We start from the raw sequence: 16,863 nt of genomic DNA, 5'->3' as shown, positions 1-16,863 counted from the left end.
AAGAGCGCCCCTTGCAAAGCTGCAAGGGGCGCTCTTTTTGAATGGCTATTTGACGGGAATTACTGCGCTTTCTTGCGCAGCGTCAGAACTGCCGCCCCGCCCAGCAGGGCCAGGAGAGCGACTAGAAAATATGGCTCAAAGCTTTCTGTACATCATTGTGAAATATTTACTATTTCATCGCCTCCACCGCCCGCTCGAGCTGGACGTCCAGCTCGCTCTGCTGGGTGTACCACTTCAGCGTCACCGCCTGGGTGAGGGCGCGGCAGAGGTCTCTGTCGATTGCCTCCCCCTCGGGCAGCCCCGTGTCGGCCCGAAAGGCCCGCACGGCGGCGGCGGAACCCGGAGCGTAGTAGCTGTCCTGGCGGGCGACCGGGTAGCCCAAAAAGGCCAGGTAGGTCTGCACCGGGCCGGCCGCCTCTCCCACCTGGTCGGGGGAGGTGGTCTCCCCCTCCGCCATCTGCGGGGCGGGGGTCTCCAGCGCGCCGGGCTGTGAAACCTCCAGGTCGGGGGCGATCCCCTGGCCGTTGACCCACCCGCCGCCGGGGGTCAGCCAGCGGTAGCGGGTGTACTTGAGCCCGCTCCCATCGCCGAAGAGGAGGGTGGACTGCACCGTCCCCTTGCCGTAGGTGGCAGTCCCCACCACCATCGCCCCCAGCTGCTCCTTCAGGGCGGCGGTGAGGATCTCAGAGGCGCTGGCCGTGTCCCCGTCCACCAGCACGGCGATCCGCTCAAAGGAGCGGCGCTCGGTCTCGCGGTCGGCGGTGATTTCGCGCACCTTGCCGGCCTTGTTCTCTTCCTTGTAGACCACCGCCCCCTCGGGCAGAAAGTAGCTGGCCACCTCCACTGCGGCGTCCACATAGCCGCCGCCGTTGCCCCGCAGGTCGATGACCAGCTCGGTGCAGCCAGCCTCCTGCAACTGGGTCAACACCTCGCCGGTGCGCGCGCCCAGGGTGCTGGTGAAGGAGCGGATGGTCAGCACCCCCACCCCGTCGACAACTCGTCCGCTGGCCGAGTTGTCCACTGTTCGCCGCTCCAGGGCGTACTCGGTCTCCACCCCGTTTCGCGCCGCGGTCACCCGCACGGCGGTGCCCTCCTCCCCGGCGATCTCCGCCGCCGGATCCTCCAGCTGGGAGAAGGGGACACCGTTCACTGCCACCAACAGGTCTCCCGGCAGGATGCCCGCCTCGGCGGCCGGTGAGCCGTCCACCACCTGCACCACCAAAAAGCCGCCGTCCGCCTGCTGGTAGACCACGCCGATCCCGACCGACGCCCCGGCCAGGCTCTTCTCGCTCCGGGTGCGCAGGGCGGGGGGAAGGTAGCCGGTGTGGCTGTCCAACTCGCTCTGCGCCATCCCCGCCAGGGCCTGGTCGGTCAGCCGGCCGGACAGATCCTCCACCTCGCTGCCAAAGTACCACCGGTCCCGCAGGGCCCGGTAGCTGGCGGTGAGTTTGCAGTATCCCTGCGCGCCAAAGGGGGAGAAGAGGCCCAGCGCCCCTTCCAGCGCCACCCCTCCGCCAAAGGCGAGGAGAAGGGCGAGGGAGAGGGCAGTGACCTTTTTCCAGCGTCCGGGACTGCGGCCGAGCCGTCGGGGCTGTCGGCCGCGGGGAGAGAGTGAAAACATGGCAAGCATCCTTTCTGGTGGGGAACTGGGCCGGCTTCCCACCGGCCCGCAATAAAATAACAGTATACCGCTTTTTTGTGACAGACAGATGAACGGCCCCTCTCTGCCGGGGCCCTTCCTCACCAGGACCCTCTCCCTGACGGGGCTCTCCTCTTCACCGGGCCCCCTCCTCGCCAAGACCTTCTTCCCACTGGCCCCCTTCCTCGCCAGGGCCCCTCTCTCATCAGAGCCACTCTCGGTCGAGGCCCCTCTTAGCCAGGCCGCCTACTCTTGATGAAGGCCCCTTCCTCACTGAGAGCCTCTCTCCGCCGAACCCCTTCTTCACTGAGGCGTTCTTTTCACCGGGCCCCCTCCTCGCCGGGGCCTTCTCCCTCACCGGAGCTCCCGCCTTGTCAAAGTCCCTCTCCACCGAATTGCCTTTCGCCAAGACCCTTTCCTCGCCAGGGCTCCTCTCCACCAAGGCCCCCTCTCTGTCGAACTTTACCAGTCCCCCTCCTCTACTGGGCCCTCTCTTTACCAGAGCGCCCTCTTCACCGAGCCTTCCTTCACCGGGCTTTCCCCCTTATCGGAGCGGAGCCCCTCTCTGCCGAGGTCCCCTTTTGCCGGACCGCCCCCTCTTGCCAAAGGCCCTCGTTCGCCGGAGGCATCCCTTCCTACCGAACCCCCTCCTCACCGAGCTCTCTCTCAACGACCCTTCTCTTTCTCCGAAGCCCTCCCTCTCCACCGGACCACCTTCCCCCCGAGTCTCTCTCTCGCCGAAAGCCCTTTCTCCCCGCTGCCCCCCTCCCACCAAACAACTCCCCCTTCCCAGAAAAATCCAAAAAGAGAGCCCCGCCGGGCGCTTTCGCGCCTCGACGGGGCTCTCATCAGCTCTCAAATGGCTTATTTGTCTTTCAGAGCGGCCTGCGCAGCAGCCAGCCGGGCGATGGGCACCCGGAAGGGGGAGCAGGAGACATAGTCCAGGCCGACGCGGTGGCAGAACTCGACCGAGGTCGGGTCGCCGCCGTGCTCGCCGCAGATGCCCAGGTGGATGTCGGGTCTGGTCTGGCGGCCCAGCTTGGCGGCCATCTCAACCAGCTTGCCAACACCCTTCTGGTCCAGGTGGGCGAAGGGATCGGACTCGTAGATCTTGTTGTCGTAGTAGTAATCGAGGAACTTCCCGGCGTCGTCGCGGCTGAACCCAAAGGTCATCTGGGTCAGGTCGTTGGTGCCGAAGCTGAAGAACTCGGCCTCGGTGGCGATCTCGTCGGCGGTCAGGGCCGCGCGGGGGATCTCGATCATGGTGCCGACTTCGTACTCCAGGTCGATGCCGGACTCAGCGATCAGCTTGTCGGCGGTGGCGACCACCACGTCCTTGACAAACTTCAGCTCTTTGACTTCGCCGACCAGCGGGATCATGATCTGGGGCTTCACAGCGAAGTTGCCCTTCTTGGTCACGTTGATGGCAGCCTTGATGACGGCGGTGGTCTGCATCTCGGCGATCTCCGGGTAGGAGACAGCCAGACGGCAGCCGCGGTGACCCATCATCGGGTTGAACTCGTGCAGGGAGGCGATGACCTCTTTGAGCTTGGCAACGGTGATGCCCAGCTCGTCGGCGATCTCCTTGATGTCCTCTTCCTTGGTGGGGAGGAACTCGTGCAGCGGCGGGTCGAGGAAGCGGATGGTGACAGGGTCTCCCTCCATGGCCTCGTACAGGGCCTCAAAGTCGCCCTGCTGATAGGGCTCGATCTTGGCCAGGGCCTTTTTGCGGTCCTCGGTGTTCTCGGCCACGATCATCTCCCGCATGGCTTTGATGCGGCTCTCCTCGAAGAACATGTGCTCGGTGCGGCACAGGCCGATGCCCTGGGCGCCGAACTCGCGGCCCTGTTTGGCGTCGCGGGGGGTGTCGGCATTGGTCAGGACCTTCAGCTTGCGGACCTTGTCGGCCCAGCCCATGAACCGGCCGAAGTCGCCGGAGATGGCGGCGGGGCTGGTGGGGATGGCGCCGTAGTAGATGTTGCCGGTGGAGCCGTCGATGGAGAGGAAGTCGCCCTCGTGCAGGGTCTTGCCGCCCAGGGAGAACTCTTTGGCCTCTTCGTCGATGACGATCTCGCCGCAGCCGGAGACACAGCAGGTGCCCATGCCGCGGGCCACGACGGCCGCGTGGGAGGTCATGCCGCCGCGCACGGTCAGGATGCCCTCGGCCACGTTCATCCCCTCGATGTCCTCAGGGGAGGTCTCGCGGCGGACCAGGACGATCTTCTCGCCCTTCTCGGCCCATTCCTTGGCGTCCTCGGCGGTGAAGACCACCTTGCCGCAGGCGGCGCCGGGGGAGGCGGCCAGGCCCTTGCCGATGCACTCGGCCTTCTTCATCTCGTCGGCGTTGAACTGGGGGTGCAGCAGGGAGTCCAGCTGCTTGGGCTCGACGCGCAGAACGGCCTCGTCCTCGGTGATCATCCCCTCGTCGACCAGGTCGACGGCGATCTTCAGGGCGGCGGCGGCGGTGCGCTTGCCGTTGCGGGTCTGCAGCATGAACAGCTGCCCGTTTTCAATGGTGAACTCCATGTCCTGCATGTCGCGGTAGTGCTGCTCCAACCGGTTGGCGATCTCGGCGAACTGGTTGTAGACCTCGGGCATGTCCTCGTGCAGGTGGGAGATGGGGGAGGGGGTGCGCACGCCGGCCACCACGTCCTCGCCCTGGGCGTTGATCAGGTACTCGCCGAAGAGGGCCTTCTCGCCGGTGGCGGGGTTGCGGGTGAAGGCAACGCCGGTGCCGGAGCGGTCGCCCGAGTTGCCAAAGACCATCATCTGCACGTTGACGGCGGTGCCCCAGTCGTAGGGGATCTCGTTCATGCGGCGGTAGACGTTGGCGCGGGGGTTGTCCCAAGAGCGGAACACGGCCTTGACGGCCTCCATCAGCTGGACCTTCGGGTCAGCGGGGAAGTCGGTGCCCTTTTTCTCTTTGTAGAAAGCCTTGAAGCGGACCACCAGGTCCTTCATGTCGTCGGCGTCCAGCTCCACGTCCTGGGTCACGCCGCGCTCTTCCTTCTTGGCGTCGATGATCTTCTCAAACTCGGGTTTGGGCAGCTCCATCACCACGTCGGAGAACATCTGGATGAACCGGCGGTAGGAGTCGTAGGCAAACCGGGGGTTGTTGGTGAATTTGGCAAAGCCCTCCACCACTTCGTCGTTGAGGCCCAGGTTGAGGATGGTGTCCATCATGCCGGGCATAGAGGCGCGGGCGCCGGAGCGGACCGACACCAGCAGCGGGTTCTCGGGGTCGCCGAACTTTTTGCCGACCAGCTTCTCGAACTCGGCCAGATTCTCGAAGATCTCCTTCTGGATGTCCTCGTTGATCTGCTTGCCGTCCTCGTAGTACTTGGTGCAGGCCTCGGTGGTAACGGTGAAGCCCTGGGGAACCGGCATGCCGAGGTTGGTCATCTCGGCCAGGTTGGCGCCTTTGCCGCCCAACAGCTCCCGCATGGTTCCGTTGCCTTCGGAAAACTTGTACACGTATTTCGTGCTCACGGGTATCTACCTCCTGTTTTTTGTAAACAGATTTGGACACCACAAAGACTATGCGCGCTCCCCCCTCGCCGGAAAGAGCCCACATAGTCCTCTCATCCCCAATCTGTTCAGACGCACCGTCTATGCGCCCATTATAGCAAATCGAGACTGTATTTGCTATACCCAATTTGCTTTTTTTGCGTTTTATTGGTGATTTTCAATAGATTTTCCCCAGAGCCGGAAAAAGGGCTTGCAAAAGGGACGGGAAGTTGTAATAATTATATAAAGAACAGTGCGCCGATTCGTCAAAAAGACCCCGCTTCCCCCATGGGAAAAGGGGCTTTCTTGCGCCTGGAGGGCACTGTGCAAAAACGAGGTAGCTTATATGCCGGGGCGGGGCCGCGCGCCTTCCCCCATGCCGAACACAACTGGAAACAGGAGGCAAGTACATGGAAGCAGCCATCAACGCCGTCGTCCTGGCGGCGGGCGAGGGGACCCGCATGCGCTCGCGCAAACCTAAGGTGCTCTGCGAGGTCCTCTTCAAGCCGATGATCTCCTGGGTGACCGACGCGCTGGAGCGCGCGGGCATCGAGGACATCTGTGTCGTGGTGGGCCACGGCAGTGAAGAGGTATGCCAGGTCCTGGGGGACCGGTTTGCCGTCGCCATGCAGACCAAACGGCTGGGAACGGGCCACGCCGTGCTGCAGGGGGAGGCATTTCTCAACTCCCACCGGGACGGGCATACCCTTATTTTATGCGGCGACGCCCCCTTTGTCGACGAGGACACCATCCGCCGCTCGCTGGAGAGCCACCTCCGCTCGGGCAACGCCGTCACCGTCATCACCGCCGAACTCGACGACCCCACCGGCTACGGCCGCATCGTCAAAAACGGCGGGCAGATCGCCAAGATCGTCGAGCAGAAAGACGCCACCGAGGCCGAGCGGGCCATCCGCGAGGTCAACTCCGGCGCCTACTGGTTTGAGACCGCCGCCCTGCTGGAGGTGCTCCACCAGCTGCAAAACGACAACTCCCAGGGCGAGTACTACCTGACCGACACCGTCTCCCTCCTGCTGCGCGCCGGCAGGGGCGCCGGCACCTACACCGCCCAGAGCGAGGACGTGGTGCTGGGGGCCAACGACCGCCTCTCCCTCTACAAGCTGGGGGAGATCGCCCGCCGCCGGGTCATTGAAAAGCAGATGCGCCAAGGGGTCGAGTTCGTCACCCTCGACGGCATCGTCCTCTCCCCCGACTGCGAGATCGGGGCGGACACCACCATCCTCCCGGGCACCATCATCAAGGGGCACACCGTGGTGGGCTGCGGCTGCACCATCGGCCCCAACTCCCTGCTCACCGACGCGGTGGTGGGCGACGGCACCGTGCTCAACGCCTCCCAGGTGACCGATTCGGAGATCGGCTCCGGGGTGCGGATGGGGCCCTTCGTCCAGGTGCGGCCCGGCTCCCGGGTGCAAGACGGCGCCAAGGTGGGCAACTTCGTCGAGATCAAAAACTCCACCGTGGGGGAGGGCACCAGCGTCGCCCACCTCACCTACGTGGGGGACAGCGACGTGGGCTCGGGGGTCAACTTCGGCTGCGGCTGCGTCACCGTCAACTACGACGGCAGCCAGAAGTACCGCACCGTCATCGGCGACAACGCCTTCATCGGCTGCAACACCAACCTGGTGGCCCCGGTCACCGTGGGGGAGGGGGCCTACACCGCCGCCGGCTCCACCATCACCGAGGACGTGCCCGACGGCGCCCTGGCCATCGAGCGCGGGTACCAAAAGACCATCGAGAACTGGGCCGGCAAAAAGCTGGCCGGCCGCATCGCCAAGGCCAAAAAGAAAAAAGAAGAGGAACGGTAGCGCCGCAGGGTGCAAAACGCTGCCGTCGCACCGGTGCGGGGCAGCCAGATAAATAGGGGAGTTAAAAAGCTATGAACGTACACGGCAAGGACATTAAGATTTTTTCCGCCAACTCCAACAAGAAGGTGGCCGAGGAGATCGCCGAATACCTGGGCCTGCCTCTGGGCAAATCGGACGTGGGGATGTTCTCCGACGGGGAGATTTCGGTCTCCATCCACGAGACCGTCCGCGGCTCCGACGTCTTCGTGGTCCAGTCCACCTGCGCGCCGGTCAACCGGCACCTGATGGAGCTGCTCATCATGATCGACGCCTTCAAGCGCGCCTCGGCCGGCCGCATCACCGCCGTCATCCCGTATTACGGCTATGCCCGCCAGGACCGCAAGAGCAAGGCCCGCGACCCCATCTCCGCCAAGCTGGTGGCCGACCTGATCACCGCCGCCGGGGCCGACCGGGTCCTGACCATGGATCTGCACGCCGCCCAGCTCACCGGCTTCTTCGACATCCCGGTGGACCACCTGCTGGGCGTCCCCCTGCTGGAGCCCTACTACGAGAAGAAGTTCGCCGGCAAGAAGGAAAATCTGGTGGTGGTCTCCCCCGATCTGGGGTCGGTCACCCGGGTGCGCTCCTTCGCCCAAAAGCTCGACGTGCCCATCGCCATCGTCGACAAGCGCCGCCAGAAGGCCAATGTCTCCGAGGTGATGAACATCATCGGCGACGTGAAGGACAAGACCGTCATCCTCGCCGACGACATGATCGACACCGCCGGCACCCTCTGCAACGCCGCCAAGGCCCTCATGGGCAAGGGCGCCAAAGAGGTTTACGCCTGCGCCACCCACGCGGTCCTCTCCGGCCCCGCCATCGAGCGCATCAAGGAGTCCCCCATCAAAGAGCTGGTCTTCCTCGACACCATCCCCATCCCCCCCGAGAAGATGCTCGACAAGTTCCGCATCCTCCCGGTGGCCCCCGTCTTTGCCGAGGCCATCGCCCGCATCTACTCCGACAAGTCGGTCTCCACCCTCTTTGTCTGATCCCTGCCCACAAAATCAGGCGGGGCGGCTCTCTGCCGCCCCGCTTTTTCTTTTTCCCCGACTGTGCTATGATGGGAAAAACTGTCGCAACAGGGGAGAAGAGAGATGTATCTAAATCTCGATCGGGTCGAGTTCACCATGACCTACCACTGCACCGGCCGCTGTGCCCACTGCTCCCAGGGGGAGATGTCCGGCCACCCGCCCGGCCACCTCCCCTACGCCCTCTGCGAGGGGGTGCTCACCCGGCTGGCACAGCGCTTCCCCCTGCGCTCGGCGATGTGCTTTGGGGGCGAGCCCCTCCTCTGGCCGGAGGACACCGTCGCCCTCCTGCGGGAGGCCAAGGCCGCCGGCATCTCCCGGCGGCAGGTCATCACCAACGGCTACTTCTCCCGCGACCCCGCCCGGGTGGCCCAGGTGGCCGGCTGGCTGGGGGAGGTGGGGGCCGAGGTGCTCCTCTCGGCCGACGCCTTCCACCAGCGGCGCATCCCCCTCTCCGCGGCGCTGGACTTTGCCCGCCGCCTGGCCGCCGACGGCCGCTGCCGGCTCCGCATCCACCCGGCCTGGCTCCAGGGCCCGCAGGGGCAAAACGAGTGGGACGAAGAGACCCGCCGGGTGCTGGCCGCCTTTGTGGCCGAGGGCTTTGCGGTCAGCAGCGGCAACCAGATCGCCCCGGCGGGCAGCGCCGCCCGCCACCTGGGGCGGTACTTCTCCCGCCCCGCCGACCTCGACGGCTCCTTTCGCTGCGGGCAGGCCCCCTACACAACTCCCCTGGACCGGGGCGAGACCCTCTCGGTCCTGCCCGACGGGACCGTCGCCCTCTGCGCCTTCTCCATCGGCGACCTGCGCTGCCAGGGGATCGACGAGATCGTCGACGGCTACGACCCCTTTGCCCGCCCCGACATCGCCGCCCTCCTCCAGGGCGGGGTGGCGGGCTACCGGGCCTACGCCGGGGAACAGGGGGTCGAGGTGGGGGAAGAGGGGCTCTACACCCCCTGCGACCTCTGCCGCCGGCTCACCGAAAAGCGCCACCTCCAGGAAGGGGCCGAGGTGCGGCAGGCAGGTCCTGCCGACCGGGCCGCCGCCCTCGCCCTGGCGGGCAAACTCTGGCCGGGAAGCGGGGCGGAAGAGCTGGCGGAGGACCTGGCCCCCTGCTTCTCCGGCCCCGACGGGGCCATCTTTCTGGCCTGGCAGGCGGGGCGGCCGGTGGGGTACGCCCAGTGCCAGTTGCGCCGCGACTACGTCGAGGGCGCGCGCCCCGGCCCGGTGGGGTATCTGGAGGGCATCTACCTGGAGCCGGACTGCCGCGGCCGGGGCCTCTCCCGCAGGCTGTTGGAGCGGTGCGAGGCCTGGGCCAGGGGGCGGGGCTGCCGCCAGTTCGCCAGCGACTGCGATTTCGGCAACGCCGCCAGCCAGAGCTTTCACCGCCGCGCCGGCTTTCGAGAGGTGGGGAGGATCGTCTGCTTCCTCAAAGAGCTCTAGCCACCAGCCAAAAGAGAGGGGGTCGTCCCGCGGGACGGCCCCCTCTCTTTTGGGCGTCTGGCACCCTCACTCGAACAGTTCGCCGATGGGGTCCGCGAACTCGGCGCAGTGTAGCCTCTTTCCCCCTCTGCGGATGGAGCAGCGCAACGGGTGCGCCGAGTTGCTGGCTGGGGCCCGTTCCTCCGCCCCAGGCTTAAGAGGGGGAGTAGCCCCGTTCACCTCCACAAAGATTGGCGTGGGGCCGCCGGTCAGCTGCACTGCCGGACTTTGAAACGACCGGCCGGGGAAGTCCCGCCCGCAGGGCCCGTTGGTCTGGCGGTTACTGCGGATGCCCCGGCCGTTCCCCGCGGGGCGGCAACATCCAGTGCCGGGGCGGCCTCGTCCGAGGGCGCAAAGAGCTTCCAGCGGGTGAGTAGGTCCTTCCCGAAGCAAAGAACTCCATCCACCGGGGGCGTCCACCCGGCAAGCGCAGAAAGACTTCTGCCGCCGCAGCGTTTTCCGGCGCTGGGCATCGCCCGACGGGTCAAAGGGGCGCACCCAAATGCCGGCGTCCGCGCACATCCCTCCCTGCCGCCCGTCTGCCCCGCTGCGCCTCGACCGCTGGCGCCGATACCCATCTCCGTCGCCAAGATACAGGGCCCGCCCGCAGGAAATCCCTTCCCCGAGGTAAAGAACCCCATCCATCGGGGGCGTCCACCCGGCAAGCGCAGAAGAGCCTCTGCCGCCGCGGCGTTTTCCGGTGCAGAGCGTCGCCTGGCGGGTCAAAGGGGCGCACTCGAATGTCGGTTGCCGCGTGCATCCCTCCCGGTTTCCCATCTGCCCCGCTGCCCCGGCCGTTGGCGCTGGTACCCGTCCCTCCAGCGCCAAAACACAGGGCCTGCCCGCAGGAAATCCCTTCCCCGAGGCAAAAACCCCATCCATCGGGGGCGTCCGCCCCCAGCGAGCGCAGAAATTTCTCTACCGCCGCGGTATTTTTCCGGCGCAGAGCATCGCCCGCCGGGTCAAAGGGAGGCACCTGAGTGCGGGCGTCCGCGCACATCCCTCCCTGCCTCCCGTCTGCCCCGCTGCCCCCCGATCGCTGGCGCCGGTACCCGTCCTCAGCGCCAAGGTACAGGGCCAGCCCGCGGGAAATCCCCTCTCTGAGGCAAATAACCCCATCCATCGGGGGCGTCCGCCCCGGTAAGCGCAGAAATTTCTCTGCCGCCGCGGCGTTTCTTCGGCGCAGGGCGTCGCCCGCCGGGTCAAAGGGGCGCACCCGAATGTCGGTTGCCGCGCGTATCCCTCCCTGCCGCCCGTCTGCCCCGCTGCCCCCCGGCCACTGGCACCGGTACCCGTCCTTAGCGCCAAGGTACAGGGCCAGCCCGCGGGAAATCCCCTCTCTGAGGCAAATAACCCCATCCATCGGGGGTATCCACCCGGCAAACGCAGAAATTTCTCTGTCGCCGCGGCGTTTTCCGGCGCAGAGCGTCGCCCGCCGGGTCAAAGGGGCGCACCAGAATGTCGGTTGCTGCGCGTATCCCTCCCTGCCGCCCGTCTGCCCCGCTGCCCCCCGGTCACTGGCGCCGATACCCATCCCCATCACTAAGACACAGGACCCGCCCCAAAAAAGAGCCGGGTCAGCCCTTTTGGGCCGGGGCGCACCCCAGGGCCAGCCAGGCCACCGCGCTGCCCAGGGCGGTGATCCCCACCCCGAACAGCAGCATGGCGGGGATGCCCGCCCGGTCGATGAGCCAGCCCCCCAGCAGCGAGCCGAAGACCCCGCCCAGGGTGTTGGTCACCGCCAGCATGGCCTGCCCCTTCACCCGGTCGGCCCCGGCGATGACGGCGTTGGCGTGGTGGACAGCCGCCGGGGTGAAGAGGGCGAAGCCCCCCACCTGAAAGACCTGGCTCAGGTAGACGCCCCCCGGGTCGCGGGCCACAAACAGCAGCACCGCCTTGACGAGGAAGAACCCCAGCGAGATTTTCAGCAGGGTCTCGCAGCGGACCCTGCGCACCAGCCGAGAAAAAAGGGCCATGGTGGGCAGTTCCAGGGCCGAGGCCACCGTGAGGGCGGCCCCGAAGTCGGCGCTCTGTCCCCCGGCGTGCACCACGATCTGCATCAGGAAGTTGTTGAGCATGGTGTGAAAGACAAAGACGCAGGTCGCCCCCGCCAGAAAGAGGGTGAAGCGGGGGTTTTGCCGGAAGAACTCCAGCAGGGAGGAGGGGCGCGCCCCCTCTCCCGCCCCCTCTTCAGCGGCCTTGGCGGCGGGGGCGTCGGCCAGCCCCTTGGCGCGAAAGGTCAAGGCCAGCAGGGCAATGAGGAGGTAGAGCAGCACAAACCCCACCGGCAGCACGTCGGCCCCCCACCGCTCCAACAGCAGCCCCAGCAAAAACGAGACCGCCGCATAGCAGAGGGAGCCGATCCCCCGCGCCAGGCCGAAGTCGATGGGCAGCCCCCACCGCTCGTAGACAAACCCCAGGGCGTTGATCAGGGGCTGAACGGTGAGCATGGCGGTGGCCACCAGGCAGAAGAGGACGGCCGTCAGCCAGAAAGAGCGGGGGATGGCCAGCAGCACCCCCGAGAGGGCGGCCGCCGCAAAGGCGATGGCGGCGGTGATCTGCCGCAGGGAGAACCGGCGCGCCCGATCGGCCAGGGAGGCGGCCGCGGGCTGAAGCAGCGCCCCGAACACGTTGGAGAGGGCCAGCACCACCCCGATCTGGGTGTTGTCGAAATCGCGGGAGAGCAAAAAGGCCGAGGCAAAGCTCATGACCGCGCAGAAGACCATCCAGTAAGCGCCCTGTAAACTGGCGTACTGGGCGGTCATCCGCCGGGCGAGCGAGGGATTTGACTGCAAGGGTCCGTCCTCCTTTTTTGGCAGGTCCCGCCGCGGGACGATATGGTCCAAAACGGTCCAAAAGCGGCCGAAATCTGCCGATCTTTGCCTATTTTAGCACGATTTTGGACCGGGCGCCATCCCGCGTTTTCGCCGCCGGAGGGCCGGTTCCGGCAAAATGCCGGGATTTCGTCCCTTTCTTCTGTGCTTTTGCCGGTATCACCCGGCAAAGCGGCTGTGATACAATGCAGCTATCGGCCAATCGCGGGCCCCGCCCGCGGCTGGCGTGCCAGAGAGGGGACGATTTTTTTGCACAGACAGAACAAGCGGCCGGGCGGCCGTGGCGCGGCCACCATGGCGGTCTTTTTTTTCGGGCTGTTGGCGGTCAACTACGCCCAGTACCAACTCTCCCCCCTGGGGCCGGAGATCACTGCCGCCCTGGGGCTGAACGCCGCCCAGTTTTCCAGCGCCTTCTCGGCGCCGATGATCCCGGCCTTCCTCCTCTCCTTCTTTGCCGGGGCCCTCTCCGACCGCTGGGGGGTGCGCCGGGTGGCGGGGGTGGGGCTGGCCGTCAGCGCCCTGGGCACCGCCCTGCGCCCCCTCTGCGGCAGCTACCTGGGGCTGATGGGGAGCATGGTGCTGCTGGGGGTGGGGATGGCCTTTTTGAACGCCAACACCGCCAAGGTGGTGGGGAACTGGTACCCCCCGCAGCGGGCGGGAACGGTGGCGGGGGCGGTGCTCACCTCCTCCCCGGTGGGGATGACGGCGGCCCTGGCCACCACCGCCCTGCTCCCCAGCGCCAAGGCGGCCTACTGGGTGGCCTTTGCCGTCTGCGCGGCAGCTGCCTTGCTCTGGCTGCTGCTGATGCGCGAGCGGCCGGAGGGGGCGTCGGACGCGCCCGCCGAAGAGGAGGCCGCGCCCCCCTCGGCAAAGGAGAGCGTGGCGGTGGCCGCCCGCAGCCGCTCGGTCTGGCTGGCGGGGGGCTGCATGGCCTGCCTGATGGGGGCCTGCGTTCTCCTCAACGCCTTTCTGCCCAGCGCCCTGCAACAGGTGCGGGGGATGACCGCGGCCGCCGCCGGGGTGGCCGCTTCGGCGGTGACGGTCGGCAACATCTTCGGGGCGCTGCTGGGGCCGGTTTTGCTGCACAAGACCGGCAGCCTCAAGGGCTGCCTGGTGGGGGCCGGGGCGGTCTTTGGCCTGGGGTCGGCCTTTGGCTGGATGCTGCCCCAGGGCCTTGTCATGGGGGCGGTCCTCTTTGTCACCGGGGTGGCCCTGGGGATGTTTTTCCCCCTGCTGCTCTCCCTGCCCGCCACCCTGCCCGAGATCGGCCCCCGCTACGCCGGGGCGGCGGGGGGGATCATCGCCACCCTGCAGATGCTGGGGGGCTTTCTCCTGCCCACCTACCTGGTGGCGCCCCTGGCCGGGGGCAGCTACCCGGTGCTCTTCGGGGCCGCCGGCGGGCTGATGGCCCTGCTCTGCCTGCTGGCCCTGGCCTTCCCCCGCGCGCCCCGGGGCGAGGCTGCCTAAGGGGATTTTGAAAAATCGGATTTTATTGCAAATCAAAGGGGCGATTGCCCGGCGGCGCGATGGCGTGCTATAATACAGTTGACTGTGCAGGTTTGCTTTATAAAAAGGAAACAAAAAGAGAGACTTTCAGCACCCGCTTGAAAGGGCGCCGGGATCTCTGGCGAGGAGGCCACCAATGGAGACTCCGCACATCAGCTCCCACGCGATCCAGTCGTTTCCCATCGACGCGCAGGTGCTCTACAAGGCAATTGTCAACAGCACGGAGGACTATATCTACATTGTGGATATGTCCGCCGATCTCGCCCTGGTCTCGGAAAACATGGCGCAGGACTTTGCGCTGCCGGGGCGGCTTGTGCCCGGGCTGGTGCCCCTCTGGGGGGAACTGGTCCACCCCCGGGACCAAAAGCGCTACTTTGACTCCATCGACGAGATGCTGGCGGGCCGCACCGACGAGCACAACGTGGAATACCAGGTCAAAAACCGCGGGGGCGAATATGTCTGGGTGGTCTGCCGGGGCCTGCTCAACCGGGACGAGGTGGGCCGGCCGGTCACCTTTGCGGGGGTGGTGGCCCCCATCGCCAACAAGGGGAAGATCGACCCCACCACCGGCCTCTTCACCCAGGGCGAGTGCCGCAAGCGGGTCGAGCGCCTGCTGGAGCAGGCGGAGGCGCCGGGGGGCATATTGCTGCTGGGGCTGGACGACTTCAAGCGGATCAACAACCTGAAAAACCACATCTTCGGCGATTCGGTGCTGCGCCAGATCGCCCAGAACCTGCAGCGGCTGCTCCCCCCGCGGGCGGAGGCGTACCGCTTTGACGGGGACGAGTTCGCCGTCGTCTGCCCGGGGGCCTCGCCGGAGGAGATGGAGCGGCTCTACCGGACCATCCACCTCTGCGCCAACCGGGAGCAGGAGGTGGACGGCACCCCCTATTTCTGCACCATCTCCGGCGGCACCGCCCAGATCGGCCGGGACGCGGACAACTACCTGGACCTGCTCAAATACGCCGAGAGCGCCCTCGAGGCATCGAAGGACGGCGGCAAGAACCGCTGCACCGCCTTCACCCCCGACCTGCTGAAGCAGCGCATCCGCAAGATGGAGCTGACCAGCTGCCTGCAGCAGAGCGTCCGCAGCGGGATGGAGCACTTCTCGCTGGTCTACCAGCCCTTTGTCCGCTTTGAGAAGGGCGGCGGCCTGCAGCTCATCGGCGCCGAGGCCCTGTTGCGCTGGTCCTGCGAGCCCTTTGGCCCGGTGTCGCCGGTGGAGTTTATCCCCCTACTGGAATCCAGCGGTCTCATCATCCAGTTGGGGCGGTGGGTGTTGGAGGAGGCGGTGGCCACCTGCAAGCGCTGGCTGGATCTCTGCCCCGACTTTGTCATGAACGTCAACGTCTCCTATCTGCAGTTGGCGGACAAGGCCTTTGTCCCCTTTGTGCTGGACCTGCTCGAGCGGTATGAGCTGGCCCCCCGGCACCTGGTGCTGGAGTTGACCGAGAGCTGCTTTGTCACCGACATGCCCGCCCTGAGAGAGGCCTTTCAGGGACTGCGGGGCTCCCACATCCAGATCGCCATGGACGATTTTGGGACAGGCTACTCCTCCCTGGGGATGCTCACCCAGATGCCGGCGGACATTGTGAAGATCGACCGGCTCTTCATCTCCCTCATCAACGACCAGACGCACGAGTTCAACCGCGCCTTCATCGCCGCGGTGATCCAACTCTGCCACAGCGTGGGCATCTCGGTCTGTGTCGAGGGGGTCGAACAGCTCGACGAACTGAAGACGGTGCAGACCTTGAACGCCGACAGCGTGCAGGGGTACTACGTCTCCCGGCCCATTGCCAGAGAGGTCTTTGAGGAGAAGTACTGGCCGGTGGCAGAGCGGTGAGGGCGGGGTCGGGGCGCACAGACGCCCTGCGCGGGGAAGGCGGCCACGTGAAGCGCGCCTACCGCCAGATCGTGGGGCTGGCCGCGGCCGCGCACCTCTCCTACGCGGTGCTCTTCAGGCTGTTGGGGCCACTCTCCCTCTCCCTTTACAACGCGGGCAGCACCCTCTTCTACGGCGCCATGCTGCTGGTGGTGGAGCGGGACCGCTACCGCCTGGCCGTGACCTGCGTCCACCTGGAAGTCTGCCTCTTTGCCGCGGTGAGTACCCTGGTCTTGGGGTGGGGGTCGGGCTTTTCCCTCTACCTGGTGGCGATGCTCTCGGTGACCTATTTTCGCCCCTTCCGGCACAAAGGGGTGGTCTACCTCTTCGCCGCGTTGGAGATACTGCTCTTTCTCGCCCTGAGGTGCGCGGCCCCCGCCGGGATTGCCGCCCCGGTGCTGCGGGGGAGGGGGGAGCTGTGGCTCTACCTCTACAACGCCTGCGCCTGCTTCACCGTCATCCTCTTTGCCGCGATCTCCGCCAAGGTCTCGGCGGCGGTCAGCCGGCAGGAGCTGCGGGCGGAAAACCGCAGCCTGGAGGCCCTGGCCAACTTCGACGACCTCACCGGGCTGCTCAGCCGCCGGGCCTTTTTGGCCAGAGTGGAGGACGGCGGCGGCCCGGCGGCGGTGGCCTTGGGCGACGTCGACAACTTCAAGGCCATCAACGACACCTGGGGACACCCCTGCGGCGATGCGGTGCTGGCCGAACTGGCCCAGCTCATGCGGCGGCAGCTGGGAGACGGGGTGGAGATCTGCCGCTGGGGCGGGGAGGAGTTCATCTTCCTCTTTCGCGGCCTCGTCCAAAGCGAGGTGATGGAGCGGCTGCAGGGGCTGTGCGCCGCAGTCTCCGGCCACCCCTTTCGCTGGGGGGAGGCGCAGCTGCACATCACCCTGACCGTCGGCTTCAGCACCGGCGCAGAGGGGCTCACCGCCCGGGAGATGATCCTGCTGGCCGACCGGCAGATGTACCGGGGCAAGGCGGCGGGGAAAAACCGGGTGGTGGCCCCGGAGAGGCCGTGAGGACAGGCCCTGGAGGGGGAGGACCTGTCGCCGGGCGAGCGGTTTGCGCGAGGGGAAGGGCGATACAAAAACACTCTGTGGAGATACATCGTTTCATCTCCACAGAG

At 66.5% G+C, this 16,863-nt stretch carries 10 protein-coding genes; 6 read left to right on the top strand and 4 right to left on the bottom strand.

Annotated elements, in window-relative coordinates:
- Nucleotides 1–169 precede the first annotated feature (169 nt).
- The 3 genes from BN3266_RS05905 to ppdK all read right to left on the bottom strand — a co-directional run bounded on the left by BN3266_RS05905 (nt 170) and on the right by ppdK (nt 5,128).
- The gene (locus BN3266_RS05905) at nt 170–1,621 is read right to left on the bottom strand and encodes a S41 family peptidase (protein ID WP_059004413.1); all 1,452 of its coding nucleotides are present in this window, start codon (nt 1,619–1,621) and stop codon (nt 170–172) included.
- Nucleotides 1,622–1,844: 223 nt separating this feature from the next.
- Nucleotides 1,845–2,078, bottom strand: coding sequence for a hypothetical protein (locus BN3266_RS05900; protein ID WP_059004412.1), 234 nt, complete (start codon nt 2,076–2,078; stop codon nt 1,845–1,847).
- A 425-nt stretch (nt 2,079–2,503) separates the two neighbouring features.
- Entirely contained in the window at nt 2,504–5,128 is a 2,625-nt protein-coding gene (ppdK, locus tag BN3266_RS05895; RefSeq protein ID WP_021658502.1) for a pyruvate, phosphate dikinase, read from the bottom strand.
- A 428-nt stretch (nt 5,129–5,556) separates the two neighbouring features.
- On the opposite strand from ppdK, the gene glmU reads away from it, so the two are divergent.
- From glmU to aac(6'), 3 genes are all read left to right on the top strand, one after another.
- Nucleotides 5,557–6,969: a bifunctional UDP-N-acetylglucosamine diphosphorylase/glucosamine-1-phosphate N-acetyltransferase GlmU gene (gene glmU, locus BN3266_RS05890; RefSeq protein WP_059004411.1), complete on the top strand. Its 1,413-nt coding sequence runs from the start codon at nt 5,557–5,559 to the stop codon at nt 6,967–6,969.
- Nucleotides 6,970–7,040: 71 nt separating this feature from the next.
- Entirely contained in the window at nt 7,041–7,997 is a 957-nt protein-coding gene (locus BN3266_RS05885; RefSeq protein ID WP_021658498.1) for a ribose-phosphate pyrophosphokinase, read from the top strand.
- Between the two features lie 105 nt (nt 7,998–8,102).
- The gene (gene aac(6'), locus BN3266_RS14150; protein ID WP_242861730.1) at nt 8,103–9,476 is read left to right on the top strand and encodes an aminoglycoside 6'-N-acetyltransferase; all 1,374 of its coding nucleotides are present in this window, start codon (nt 8,103–8,105) and stop codon (nt 9,474–9,476) included.
- Nucleotides 9,477–11,092: 1,616 nt separating this feature from the next.
- Here the strand turns inward: aac(6') and BN3266_RS05870 are convergent.
- On the bottom strand, nt 11,093–12,310 hold the full coding sequence (locus BN3266_RS05870) for an MFS transporter (protein ID WP_059004409.1): 1,218 nt from the start codon (nt 12,308–12,310) through the stop codon (nt 11,093–11,095).
- Between the two features lie 288 nt (nt 12,311–12,598).
- Here BN3266_RS05870 and BN3266_RS05865 point away from each other — a divergent pair, with 288 nt between their 5' ends.
- The 3 genes from BN3266_RS05865 (at nt 12,599) to BN3266_RS05855 (ending at nt 16,756) form a co-directional block, all read left to right on the top strand.
- On the top strand, nt 12,599–13,816 hold the full coding sequence (locus tag BN3266_RS05865) for an MFS transporter (RefSeq protein ID WP_059004408.1): 1,218 nt from the start codon (nt 12,599–12,601) through the stop codon (nt 13,814–13,816).
- A 175-nt stretch (nt 13,817–13,991) separates the two neighbouring features.
- Entirely contained in the window at nt 13,992–15,698 is a 1,707-nt protein-coding gene (locus BN3266_RS05860) for a bifunctional diguanylate cyclase/phosphodiesterase (RefSeq protein WP_059004407.1), read from the top strand.
- A gap of 47 nt (nt 15,699–15,745) precedes the next feature.
- Nucleotides 15,746–16,756, top strand: coding sequence for a GGDEF domain-containing protein (locus BN3266_RS05855; RefSeq protein WP_242861729.1), 1,011 nt, complete (start codon nt 15,746–15,748; stop codon nt 16,754–16,756).
- Nucleotides 16,757–16,863: the final 107 nt, after the last annotated feature.

Origin of the sequence: Bittarella massiliensis (ex Durand et al. 2017) (assembly GCF_001486165.1) — a bacterium.
Classification (GTDB): domain Bacteria; phylum Bacillota; class Clostridia; order Oscillospirales; family Ruminococcaceae; genus Bittarella; species Bittarella massiliensis.
Note: the sequence above shows the minus strand (reverse complement) of the source record. Positions and strands in the feature narration are given on the sequence as shown.

Bases quoted from the DNA above. Each gene is read 5' to 3' on its own strand.
- glmU (WP_059004411.1), top strand. From the start codon at position 5,557: ATGGAAGCAGCCATCAACGCCGTCGTCCTGGCGGCGGGCGAGGGGACC.
- BN3266_RS05860 (WP_059004407.1), top strand. From the start codon at position 13,992: ATGGAGACTCCGCACATCAGCTCCCACGCGATCCAGTCGTTTCCCATC.
- BN3266_RS05885 (WP_021658498.1), top strand. From the start codon at position 7,041: ATGAACGTACACGGCAAGGACATTAAGATTTTTTCCGCCAACTCCAAC.
- BN3266_RS05905 (WP_059004413.1), bottom strand. From the start codon at position 1,621: ATGTTTTCACTCTCTCCCCGCGGCCGACAGCCCCGACGGCTCGGCCGC.